The 11,339-nt window shown below is 70.2% G+C and carries 11 protein-coding genes and 3 pseudogenes; 3 read left to right on the top strand and 11 right to left on the bottom strand.

Translation table 11 applies throughout. The features are described 5' to 3' along the window. From A9X03_RS21900 to A9X03_RS21860, 8 genes and pseudogenes are all read right to left on the bottom strand, one after another. Positions 1-1,197: serine/threonine-protein kinase (locus tag A9X03_RS21900; RefSeq protein ID WP_068262934.1), on the bottom strand; the 1,197-nt coding region annotated here is incomplete at its 3' end. A gap of 101 nt (positions 1,198-1,298) precedes the next feature. Beyond that, positions 1,299-1,640 (bottom strand): hypothetical protein, encoded by a 342-nt coding sequence (locus A9X03_RS21895; RefSeq protein WP_067748110.1) that lies wholly within the window; start codon positions 1,638-1,640, stop codon positions 1,299-1,301. 145 nt (positions 1,641-1,785) lie between these two features. Further along, positions 1,786-2,469: a pyrimidine reductase family protein gene (locus A9X03_RS21890; RefSeq protein ID WP_067748108.1), complete on the bottom strand. Its 684-nt coding sequence runs from the start codon at positions 2,467-2,469 to the stop codon at positions 1,786-1,788. A 2-nt stretch (positions 2,470-2,471) separates the two neighbouring features. Then, the gene (locus A9X03_RS21885; RefSeq protein ID WP_067748106.1) at positions 2,472-2,969 is read right to left on the bottom strand and encodes a flavin reductase family protein; all 498 of its coding nucleotides are present in this window, start codon (positions 2,967-2,969) and stop codon (positions 2,472-2,474) included. Positions 2,970-3,016: 47 nt separating this feature from the next. After that, the gene (locus A9X03_RS21880) at positions 3,017-3,433 is read right to left on the bottom strand and encodes an ArsI/CadI family heavy metal resistance metalloenzyme (protein WP_067748104.1); all 417 of its coding nucleotides are present in this window, start codon (positions 3,431-3,433) and stop codon (positions 3,017-3,019) included. 24 nt (positions 3,434-3,457) lie between these two features. After that, positions 3,458-4,880 (bottom strand): annotated as a pseudogene (gene arsB / locus A9X03_RS21870) (ACR3 family arsenite efflux transporter). A 50-nt stretch (positions 4,881-4,930) separates the two neighbouring features. Then, positions 4,931-5,254, bottom strand: a complete 324-nt coding sequence (locus tag A9X03_RS21865; RefSeq protein WP_067748100.1) for a helix-turn-helix transcriptional regulator — start codon at positions 5,252-5,254, stop codon at positions 4,931-4,933. A 38-nt stretch (positions 5,255-5,292) separates the two neighbouring features. After that, complete coding sequence (locus tag A9X03_RS21860; protein ID WP_067748098.1) at positions 5,293-6,540, bottom strand: APC family permease; 1,248 nt, start codon at positions 6,538-6,540, stop codon at positions 5,293-5,295. A 63-nt stretch (positions 6,541-6,603) separates the two neighbouring features. Here A9X03_RS21860 and A9X03_RS21855 point away from each other — a divergent pair, with 63 nt between their 5' ends. Then, a complete protein-coding gene (locus A9X03_RS21855; protein ID WP_231968704.1) occupies positions 6,604-7,338 on the top strand; it encodes a helix-turn-helix domain-containing protein in 735 nt (244 codons plus the stop codon). Between the two features lies 1 nt (position 7,339). Beyond that, positions 7,340-8,791: a multicopper oxidase family protein gene (locus tag A9X03_RS21850; RefSeq protein WP_067748114.1), complete on the top strand. Its 1,452-nt coding sequence runs from the start codon at positions 7,340-7,342 to the stop codon at positions 8,789-8,791. 6 nt (positions 8,792-8,797) lie between these two features. Here the strand turns inward: A9X03_RS21850 and A9X03_RS21845 are convergent, their stop codons facing one another. After that, positions 8,798-9,922, bottom strand: a complete 1,125-nt coding sequence (locus A9X03_RS21845) for an FAD-dependent oxidoreductase (RefSeq protein ID WP_067748096.1) — start codon at positions 9,920-9,922, stop codon at positions 8,798-8,800. Positions 9,923-10,083: 161 nt separating this feature from the next. Here A9X03_RS21845 and A9X03_RS21840 point away from each other — a divergent pair, with 161 nt between their 5' ends. Further along, on the top strand, positions 10,084-10,884 hold the full coding sequence (locus A9X03_RS21840) for a hypothetical protein (RefSeq protein ID WP_067748112.1): 801 nt from the start codon (positions 10,084-10,086) through the stop codon (positions 10,882-10,884). 4 nt (positions 10,885-10,888) lie between these two features. Here A9X03_RS21840 and A9X03_RS28740 read toward each other — a convergent pair. Together A9X03_RS28740 and A9X03_RS28735 are read right to left on the bottom strand one after the other, a co-directional pair. Beyond that, positions 10,889-11,113: pseudogene (locus A9X03_RS28740) on the bottom strand (LLM class F420-dependent oxidoreductase); the annotation flags it as partial. A gap of 81 nt (positions 11,114-11,194) precedes the next feature. Further along, positions 11,195-11,339: pseudogene (locus tag A9X03_RS28735) on the bottom strand (hydroxylase); the annotation flags it as partial.

Genomic DNA, 11,339 nt, shown 5'->3' with positions numbered 1-11,339 from the left:
CGTCGGCTCCGGCCGGGGCGCCGATTCCCAGGGCCGGACGACGGCGAGCGCGACGCCCACGATGGCCACCAGGGCGGTGGCCGCGACGCCCACCCACAGCCAGGGCTTCCTGCTCGGCCGCGGCGGTTGCCCCCAGGGCGGCGCGACGCCCGCGGTGCTCGGGCCCCAGGTGGGGGCGCCTCCCCATCCCGTCGGCTGGGGCGTCGGGCCGCCGGGAGGTGTCGGCGCCCACATCGGGCCGGACGAGGGGGCGTGCGCGGGGGTGGCCTGGGCGATCCCGGCGGACTGCTGGCTGGCGAAGGCGGCAGGCATCCGCGCCACCTGGCTGCGTTGCAGGATGTCGGTGGCCCGGTCCTGGTCGGGTTCGGCGAGGGCCGCATACGCGGCCGCCGAGAGGTCACCGCAGGTGGCGTAGCGGTCCGCGGGATCCTTGGCCATGCCGCGGGCGATCACCCCGTCGAAGGCGGCCGGGATGCCTGGCCGCGCCGCGCTGGGCTTCGGGATCGCCTGGTGCAGGTGGGCGCCCATCACGCTGATCTGGTCGCCGGTGTACGGCGGGGATCCGGTCAGGCACTCGTACAAGACGCAGGCCAAGGCGTAGATGTCGGCGCGGTGGGTGACGTCGGAGTCGCTGAATCGCTCCGGGGCCATGTACTTCACCGTGCCCACCGTGGTGCCGATCTGGGTCAGCTTCTCGTCGGCGGTGGCGCTGGCGATGCCGAAGTCGACGAGGTAGGCGAAATCATCGCCGCTCACCAGGATGTTCTCCGGTTTCACGTCGCGATGCAGGACCCCGGCCGCGTGGGCGGCGTCGAGCGCCGAGCCGATCTGGCGGACGATCGCCACCGCCCGCGGCGGGGACAGCGGCCCGTACCGGCTCAGCATGCCGGCCAGGTCCTTGCCGTCGATCAGGCGCATGTCGACGTAGAGCTGACCTTCGATCTCGCCGAAGTCGTGGATCGGCACGACGTGCGGTTCCTGCAACCGGCCCGCGGTGCGGGCCTCGCGCTGCATGCGGGAGCGGAAAACGGGGTCGTTGGACAGTGTCTGCGACATCAGCTTCAGGGCGACCGTGCGCTCCCGGACCGTGTCCTCGGCCTCGTAGACATCACCCATGCCGCCGCGACCGATCAGCCGCCGCAGCAGATATGGCCCGAACTGCGAACCCTCCCGCGAATCCGCGGTGGTGTCACCCATCCCGACTCCTCAGTCACCGACCGTGCGCAGGCATAAGGCTAAGGTTTCACGGTCCGCCGGGCACGGCGAATAGCGAAAGCCAGCCGATCGGGACGCCGGGATTAACGGAGTTCGTCCTCACCGCCGGCGCGTTCAGTCAACCCTTCGCGGGACAGCGCGCGGACGAATCCGAAGGCCTGCATCCCGGCGGGGCCGGGGTTTTCGGTGATCCAGTCGTTGATCTTGCCGAAGGCGTTGGCCAGGTCGTCGCGCTTGACGCGGATCAGGTAGGTCATTCGGTCGTCGTCCGGGTCGTCGATGGATTCGGCGACGGCGACGGGATTCTTGAATGCGTAGGCGATACCGTGCACGGCGTCGTGGTTCAGCGCCCACTGAAGTTCGCTGGGCCGCAGCCGGTTCACCGCGAGATTGCGGTAGTCATGGTCGTCGTTTGAGCTGCTCACCTGGCCGATAGTCCTCCTGGTGTATGGCTCGAGAAAGTGGACGGCGAGGATCTGAAAACCATGCCGCGCAGGCGATTCGATATGGGCGTCAAACCGGGCATTTCCATCATAGGAAGGGCTTTCCCCGGCTGCATGTCGAGCGGAATCAGCGGCGATATCGCAAGAACACGTAACCGTCGCAAACCAGCGCGTGTTCGAGGCGCAGAGTCACCGGTGCGGGCAGCGGCGACGCGGTCGGGCGGCGGCCCACCGGCTGGCTCGCGGCGAGTTTGGGGGCCAAAGTCACGCAGATCTCATCGACGGCGTCGGCCTCCACCAACTCGTCGAGCAGGGTCGGGCCGCCCTCGCACAGGATTCGGTGCATGCCTCGTTCGCGCAGCAGCGCGACCGCGCGCGCCACGTCGACGGAGTCCTCGCCCGCCACCACGACCCGCCGCCCGTCGCCGGGGTCCTCGCGCGCCGCCGCCCGCGCGCACGTCACCACGATCGGTGGCTGAGCGGGGTCGCCGAGCAGCCTGGCCGGCAGCCGGCCGCTGCGGCTGACCACCGCGATCGGTGGCGGTGCGGCCGGGCCCCCGTCCGTGAGCCGCACCGGGCCGTAGTTCTCGGCGCGGGCGGTGCCTGCGCCCACCAAAACCACGTCGGCGAGGCCCCGCAGGATCTTCAGGAGCCGCTGATCGGTGGGGCACGACAGCGGCCCGGCCCGGCCGCCGAACGCTGCGGCGCCGTCGGCGCTGAAGATCATGTTGACCCGCACGCCCTGCGGGGGGTCGGCGTAGAACGATGCGAGCTCCGTGATGTCGGCGACGGTGCCCACGCGGGGAGCCACGGCTACGCCTCGTGGCCGGGTTCCAGATGCTGGACGTCCCCGAAGGACACCCAGCTCTCCAGCTCCTGCGGCGGGCGGCCGTCCACCGGCGCGAGCAGATGACCGACGTGGTCGCCCAGGGAGAACCGGTCGAGAATCTCGCCGGCGAACCAGGCGGCCGCGTCGTCGAGGATGGGCAGCCGCGCCGGGCCGCTGTGCCACGAGCAGCGGTCGAACTTGTTGATGGTGTCGCCGGTCTGGCTGCCGAACAGCTCCACGACGTCGAGGTGGTCGTGGTCGAACACGTGCACCGCCAGGTGAGTCGCCTTGGCGGCGACCCGGAACGTGTGGTTCTTCCGGGACAGGCCCACCAGGAAGCGGGGCGGGTGGATGCTGGTCTGGCTCGCGAAGCCCACCAGGCAGCCCGCCGCGACGCCGTCGGCGCGCGTCGTCACCACGTACATCGGGTAGTTCAGCACCCCGACCAGCTTTTCGAACGCGTCTTCTCCCGGGTCGGCCATCCGCTCAGTCTTCCCGTTCGGCCCGCGCCGGAACCGTGCGGTGGGTGCTAGGTCTGGCAGCAGGCGGCTTCGGCCTCGTCGGCGCCGGGTCCGAAGGTGTCGGAGTCGGCGATGACGGTGTAGACCTCCCAGCGTTCTCCGCCGGGCCCGGTGACCCACACTTTGTCCTGGTTGGCGAAGCAGCAGGTGGTGTCGAGCTCCGCCTCGGTGACCAGTCCGCGCTCGGCGAGGCGCGCGATCTCGGCGTGCACCGTGTCACTGTCCGTGACCTCCACGCCGAGGTGGTTGAGGCTGCCGCCGTGACCGGGGTTCTCGATCAGCACCAGTTTGAGTGGGGGTTCGGCGATCGCGAAATTGGCGTAGCCGGGTTTGACCTTGGCCGGTTCGGCGTTGAACAGCTTGGAGTAGAACGCGATCGCTTCGCCGAGATCATCGACGTTGAGGGCTAATTGCACGCGAGACATGGGGTGTCCTTTCTTCGGTGCGCGTTATGGCGTTGCGGTGGGCAGGAGTTCGGCGATCAGCGCTCGGACGCGCTGGGCGATGTCGTCGCGGATCGCGCGCACGGTGGCCAGCGGCTGGCCTGCGGGGTCGGGCACTTTCCAGTCGCGGTAGGACACTCCCGGGAAATACGGGCAGGTGTCGCCGCAGCCCATGGTGATCACGACGTCACTGGTCTGAACGTCTGCGCCGGTGAGGACCTTCGGGCGGGCCGCGGTCACGTCGACGCCCAGCTCGGCCATGGCGGCGACGGCGGCGGGGTTGACCTCGTCGGCGGGTTGCGTTCCGGCGGAACGGACTTCGATGCGGCCCTGCGCCAGCCGGCTGAGCAGGCCGGCGGCCATCTGGGAGCGTCCGGCGTTGTGCACGCAGACGAACAGGACGCTGGGCTTAGCGCTCATCGGCGAAAACCCGTGAACGCAGGGCGAGGGACACGTAGACCAGGCCGACCAGCACCGGCACCTCGATGAGGGGGCCGACCACCCCGGCGAGGGCCTGCCCGGACGTGACGCCGTAGGTCGCGACGGCCACCGCGATGGCCAGCTCGAAGTTGTTGCCGGCCGCGGTGAACGCGAGCGTGGCGGTGCGGGCGTAGCCGAGGCGCAGCGCGAGCCCCAGGGCATACCCGCCCGCCCACATGATCGCGAAGTACGCCAGCAGCGGGATCGCGATCCGGGCCACGTCCCACGGGCGGGAGGTGATCTGATGGCCTTGCAGGGCAAAGAGAATCACGATGGTGAACAGCAGCCCGTAGAGGGCCCACGGTCCGACGCGGGGGAGGAACCGCGTCTCGTACCAGTGTCGGCCCCGGAACCGTTCGCCGAGCCGGCGCGAGGAGTATCCGGCCAGCAGCGGGATCCCGAGGAAGACGAGCACCGCTTTGGCGATCTGCCATGGCGAGACGCTGATCCCGGTTTGGGGCAGGCCCAACCACCCGGGCAACACCGACAGGTAGAACCAGCCCAGCGCGGCGAACATGACCACCTGGAACAGCGAATTCAGGGCGACCAGCACGGCCGCTGCCTCACGGTCCCCGCAGGCGAGGTCGTTCCAGATGATGACCATCGCGATGCAGCGCGCCAGGCCGACGATGATCAGGCCCGTGCGGTACTCCGGCAGGTCCGGCAGCAGCGACCACGCCAACGCGAACATCACCGCCGGCCCGACCACCCAATTGAGCAACACGGAGGTGACCATCAGCTTGCGGTCGGCGGTGACCTCGTCGAGCCGGTCGTAGCGGACCTTGGCCAGCACCGGGTACATCATGACCAGCAGGCCGGCCGCGATCGGCAGTGAAACACCTTGAATGGCAACGGCGCCCAGGGCCGAGCCCAGGCCCGGAACGATTCGGCCGAGCGCCAGGCCGGCCGCCATTGCCGCGCCGATCCAGACCGGCAGGAACCGGTCCATGGTGGGGAGGCGGGTCGCGGCCGCGCTGGGGGCCGACGTGTGCGTGCCCGTCACGGCTGCAGCACCGACGAAAGTTTTTGTAGCGCTGCGGGAATCGCCCAGTAGTACACCCAGGTGCCGCGCCGCTCGCAGTCCACCAGGCCGGCGGAGCGCAACAGTTTGAGGTGATGGGAGATGGTCGGCTGCGACAGGTCGAAGGTCGCCGAGATCTCGCAGACGCAGGCCTCGCCGCCGGGGCTGCTGGCGATCAGGCTCAACAACCTCAGGCGCACCGGGTCGCCCAGCGCCTTGAACATCGCCGCCAGTTCCGACGCGTGGGACTCGGCCATGGCGGCCGTCCCCAGGGTGGGGCAGCATGCCTGCTGTTTCGACATTCTTCTATATAAGCATTTATCGAATCAGCGCGCCACCCCTATTTCGCGCGGGCCCGCCGGATCGCGTAGGCGGCGACGCCGATGGCCAGCACCGCCAGGCCGGACAGGACCGACGACAGGGGCATCGCGAACGCGAGGAGCACGCATCCGATGAGCCCGGTGATCGGGATCACCCGGTGGGGGCGGCCCTCGTCGCGCCCCAGGGTGAACGCCGACGCGTTGGCCACGGCGTAGTAGATCAGCACGGCGAAGGAGGAGAAACCTATCGCGTCGCGCAGATCGGCGGTGGCGGCCAGGATCGCCACCACGACGCCGATCAGCAGTTCCGCCCGGTGGGGGACACCGAACCGCGGGTGCACGGCGGTCAGCGCGTGGGGCAGGTGGCGGTCTCGGGCCATCGCCAGCGTGGTGCGCGAGACGCCCAGGATCAGCGCCAGGAGCGAGCCCAGCGCGGCGACGGCCGCGCCCACCTGCACGACGGGAACGAGCCAGCCCGCGCCGGCCGCCCGCACGGTGTCGACCAGCGGCGCCGTCGCTCGGCCGAGGCGCTGCGGCCCCAGCACCCCGAGCGCGGCCACCGCCACCAGGGCGTAGACGGCCAGCGCGATGGCGAGCGCGACGGGTATCGCGCGCGGGATGGTGCGTGCCGGGTCGCGCACCTCCTCGCCCAGAGTGGCGATGCGCGCGTAGCCGGCGAAGGCGAAGAACAACAGCCCCGCGGCCTGGATGACCCCGCCGATGCCGGCGCCCGCCGGTCGGAGGTGGTCGGCGACGGCCGTTCCCGAGGAGAACGCGGCCACGACCACCGCCGCCAGCACGGCCAGCACGAGCGCGACGATGGCGCGGGTGAGCCAGGCCGACTTCTGCACGCCGGCGTAGTTCACCGCGGTCAGTCCGACCACCGCGGCGACGGCCACCGGGTGGGCGTGCGACGGCCACGCGTAGGCGCCGATGGTCAGGGCCATCGCGGCGCACGAGGCGGTCTTGCCGACGACGAAGCCCCACCCCGCGAGGTATCCCCAGAATTCGCCCAGCCGCTCGCGGCCGTACACGTAGGTGCCGCCGGAGGCGGGGTAGCGCGCGGCGAGGCGCGCGGACGAGGTCGCGTTGCAGTAGGCCACCACCGCGGCAACCGCCAGGCCCAGCAGCAGCCCGGAACCCGCGGCGCGCGCCGCCGGGCCGAGCGCAGCGAAGATCCCGGCCCCGATCATCGACCCCAGTCCGATCGTCACCGCGTCGAACAAGCCCAGGCTTCGACGAAGCTCGTCGGTGTTGCTGTCGGCCATTCGGTCTCCTCACCGCTGCGCAGCGGCAAACCTATCAAATGGGTTTGATGTATTGTCTGCGACGTGGCGGCAGGCAGGACGGCGGTTCCGTCGCTGATGCAGATGGCCTCGCACCCGGTGCGCTGGGCGCTGCTGACCGAACTGGCGGGCGGCGACCTCCGGGTGCGGGAATTGGCTGACGCCGTTGACGAGCCCCAGAACCTGATCTCGTATCACCTGCGGCTGCTGCGCTCGGCCGGCCTCGTCGACGCGCGGCGCAGCAGTTTCGATGGTCGCGACACCTATTACCGGCTGAACCTGACGGGGTGCGCCGGGGCGTTCCGCGAGGCGGCGACGGCGCTGCACCCGGCGCTGGCGCCCGCGCCCGCCGCGAAACCGCCGGTGCGCTCGGTGCTGTTCTTGTGTTCGGGCAACAGCGCGCGCTCGCCCATGGCCGAGGCGTTGCTTCGGCGGCGGGGCCGCGGCCGCATCCGGGCCGCCAGCGCTGGCAGCCATCCCAAACCGCACCTGCACCGCAACGCGATACGGATCATGCGTGACCGGTACGGGATCGACCTCGGCGCGCAGCGGCCGCAGCCCTTGACCGCGGTGGCGCGGCGCCGTTTCGACTGCGTGATCACGCTGTGCGACAAGGTGCGCGAGTACGCGCGCGAGCACGGCGTGACCACCACGTTGCACTGGAGCGTGCCCGACCCGTCGGGCGCGGGTTATCCCGAATTCGGTTGGCTGGCAAGTGAATTGGACGACCGCATCGATTTCCTCCTGCCCGTCCTTGCTGCCTACCCGCGGGGGCGATGACGTGCCCCTGGATCGGCGTGACTTCTTCAAATGGGGCGGCGTGGCCGCGCTTGCCGCAAGTGGTGCCGCGTGCGAGCACCCCGCGCCGCCCGGCGGCGAAGCCGACTACACGCTGCGAATCGGCAGGGGCGCAGTCGAACTGGCGCCGGGCCACATCGTGTCGACGCTGACGTACAACGGGCAGTTCCCCGGCCCCCTGCTGCGGTTCAAGGAGGGCCGGCGGGCGGTGGTGGACGTGTTCAACGACACCGATTCCCCCGAGCAGTTGCACTGGCACGGTCAGCGGCTGGGCGTCGACGTCGACGGCGCGGCCGAGGAGGGCACCCCCTACGTGCCCGCCCACGGCATGCGACGGGTGTCCTTCGTTCCCGGGCCGGCGGGGTTCCGCTTCTACCACACGCACGTGGTGCCGCGCTCCGACCTGTCCCGCGGCCAGTACAGCGGACTGGTCGGTCCCGTCTACATCGAGCCAAGGCAGGACGCGGGCGCCTACGACCAGGAAATCTTCCTGACGCTCAAGGAGTTCGAGCCGTCGTTGAGCCGCGGCGGCGACATGGCCAGTGAATTCCTCGCCGGCGAACAGGAGCCGGATCTCAAAGAGCGCGGCGAATCGGCGATGAAGGCGTCGCTCGACCACGGTGACCCGCGCGGCTTCGAAGTCAGTTACGGGGCGTTCGCCGTGAACGGCCGCATGCTCGGTCACGGCGATCCGATCCGCGTGCGAACCGGCGACAGGGTACTGCTGCACGTGCTGAACGGCAGCGCCACCGAATCGCGCAGCCTGGCCTTGCCCGGGCACACCTTCGACGTGGTCGCGCTGGACGGCAACCCGGTGCCCAACCCCGCGCCGGTGCCGGTGCTCTGGCTCGGTGCGGCCGAACGCATTTCGGCGGTGGTCACCATGAATAACCCGGGCGTCTGGGTGCTGGGTGACCTGTCCGACGACGACCGCGGCCACGGCATGGGGACGGTCGTCGAATACGCCGGCCGCGGCGGGGATCCGCAGTGGACCGCGCCGCAGGCGTTCACATGGGACTACCGGCTGTTCGCGCGCCCCGCGCCCGTCCCGCCGCCCGATCACACCATCGAGCTGTTGATCGAGAAGCGCAATGCCGCCGACAACGGGTTCAACGTCTGGACCTTCAACGGCACGCCCTTTTCGATGGACACCAACCAACCGGTGCTCAATGTGCAGCGCGACAAGCGTTACCGGCTGCGCTTCCGCAATGCCAGCGACGACCTGCACCCGATGCACCTGCACCGGCACACGTTCGAAATCACCCACTTCGCCGGCACGCCGACGGCCGGCGTGCGCAAGGACGTCGCGATGCTGGGCGGCTACCAGAGCATGGACGTCGACTTCGTCGCCGATCAGCCCGGGCTGTCGCTGCTGCACTGCCACCAGCAGATCCACATGGATTACGGGCTCATGCTGCTGCTCAACAGCGCCTGACGCTCCCTAGCCCAGCGGATTGTTCTCCCGCACACCGCGATACATGCCCCACCGCACGATCCACGGCATCACCACGCGCTCGACCGACCACGTCGGGAATCGGAACGCGTGGCCGGTGGGCAGGAAGACCTCCAGCCCGTCGGGCTGGACGCCCACCAGCGATCCCCACCGCCGCGTCGGCGCCCGGTAGGTCCGCAACCGGCCGCCGCTGAGCTCGGCGCGCACGTTGCGGGCCACCAGCGCATCACCGCGGTTACGGGCAGAGCTGCGCAGCGGGTCGGTTGCCGCGACGTCGCCCACCGCGAAGACGCCACGCTGTCCGGGCACCCGCAGCTCCGGCGTCACCCGAACGAACCCGCGCTCGTCGAGCAGCTCCGCGGGCAGCCAATCGGTATTGGGCCGCACCCGCCCGATCGCCCACAGCACGGCGTCGGCTGGGACCGGGGCTTGCCCGGTGCTCCAGTGCACCGGCTCGCCGGTGATCTCCTCGCCCGCGAAGTCGTCGGGCAGCACGGCGCGGTGGCCCGGGTGGATGCCCACGCCCAGGCCGGTGAGCCGGCGCCGTATCCGGTCCCAACTTCGGGGGTGGTATTCGGTCAAAGCGCGCGGGCCGGGAAAGTACAGGTCGACCCGCTTCCCGGGCCAGGTGGTGGCCAGGTTCAGCGCGCTGCTGACCGCCGCCGCGCCGCCGCCCACGACGACGACCGAATCGGCGGCGGCCAGCCGGCCGTGTGCCGCGCGCAGCTCCGCGCCGACCTCGGCGGCCGACTGCAGCGTCGGCCGGCGCCAGAAGCCGTTGCTGACCCCGGTCGAGATGATCAGCGCGTCGAATTCCTCGGCGAGTGTCGTGCCGTCGGCCCCTTTGCCCAGCACGGCGCGGCCGTCCAGGTCCAGGCCGGTCAGCCGGGCCTGCACCGTGCGCACCCGGTCCAGGCGCCGGAACCTGTCGAACGGAATCCAGTAGTCGCGCGCCCAATCGTCCGGACGGGAGAGCCGGACGCCGAGTTCCTGACCGCTGACCAGCGCGGGCTTGACGGAAATGCCGACGACGTCGGCGTGCGCGGACAGCCGGATCGCGGCCAACACACCCGCATCTCCGAGGCCGGCAATGACGACACGCTTGCGGTTCATGTCGCTATCCTGCCTGGGATGGAATTCGGGTCCGTCCCCTGACCAATCGATTGCCGGGAGCACGTTCCTTGGTCGCCTCGCCCCACAGCGATCGCATCGACCGCCGCGCGGAACCGCAGCGGTCGATGCACCCCCGCGCGCGTGCCGTCCTGCACGCCGCCGTGCGCGCGTCGGCCCCCCGCCCGGACTCCGCCCGGCGGGCCGCCACGGACTTCGAGAAGCCGGGCCTGGCCGCGGCGGTGGCCGCGGAGATCCGGTGGGCGTTCACCGCGCCCCGCACCTGGCTGATGGGCGTGGTCGCCAACGTGATCTTCGCCGCGGCCTGGCTGCTGGTGCAGCCGCTGACCGTCGGCCGCCATCACACCGACTGGGTGATCCTGGTGGGCACGTACTTCTCGTCGTGGGTGCTGGCCGACGTGACCACCACCAATCTGTTCGGCGCCGACCACTACCGCGTGCTGGCGGGCCTGTCCGCCGGCGTGCCGTTCTGGCGGATCCTGCTGATCAAGAACCTCGCCCTGCTTGCCATCGTCGGGCTGCCGACCCTGCTGGCGGCCATGGTGTTGACGCTGTGGTTGGAAACGCCGGGGCGGCTGGGGATCACGATCCCCACCGTCGCCGTGCCCATCGTGTCCTGGCTCGGGGTGGGCAACCTGATTTCGGTGCTGCATCCGGTCAGCGTCGAGCCGCTGATCCGGCGCTGGCGCCAGCGGGGCGATCGGCGCCGCACCCGCAGCTGGCTGGCGGTCCTGACCCTGCCGTACGCGTTGTACTACGTCGCCGACCCGATGAACGGGGTTGAGCACAAGGTGCTTTGGACGAAGGTGCCCGCGATGATCTGGCCGGTGTTCGGGCGCGACACCAAGAGCTTCGTGCACCTGGCGATCGCCGTGGCCATGTGGCTCTTCGGCACGGCCGCCGCGCTGTTGTGGGTGCGCAGGCGGGGGCTGACGATCAGGTAATCGGTTACGGCACTTTGGGCTTGATCTCCTCGATCACCCATTGTGCGTAATCGAGGGATTCGTCGACACCGCTGAGGGCGGGGATGGGCACGGCGCCGGCGCTCATCCCCGGGCGCCCATTCGGATCGTCGCGTGCGACGTGTCCTTCCCCGACCCGGTTGGTGCTCAGCCCGTGCATCACCTCGAACGGCCGTCCGTCATAGGCGGGCTGGGACTTGATGTAGTCGATGTCGTTCGTCTAGATGGTGATGTAGCCCAGGCTTTTCAGGTCGGTCAACGTGACGCGCCTCCTCTGGCTGTCTCGGCCCAGTTAAATCATCGCCCGGAGTGGACCCTGCGGGTCGACGCCCAGCGAACTCAGTGCCGACGCGTGGTAGGTGGTTCCAGGCATGTGGATGGCGTGCAGCTGGCCGACATGGACGTCGCGCCAATACCGTTGCAGCGGCTTGTCCATG

The sequence above is a fragment of the Mycobacterium sp. E1715 genome, assembly GCF_001667625.1.
In the GTDB taxonomy this organism is placed as follows: Bacteria; Actinomycetota; Actinomycetes; order Mycobacteriales; family Mycobacteriaceae; genus Mycobacterium.
Note: the sequence above shows the minus strand (reverse complement) of the source record. Positions and strands in the feature narration are given on the sequence as shown.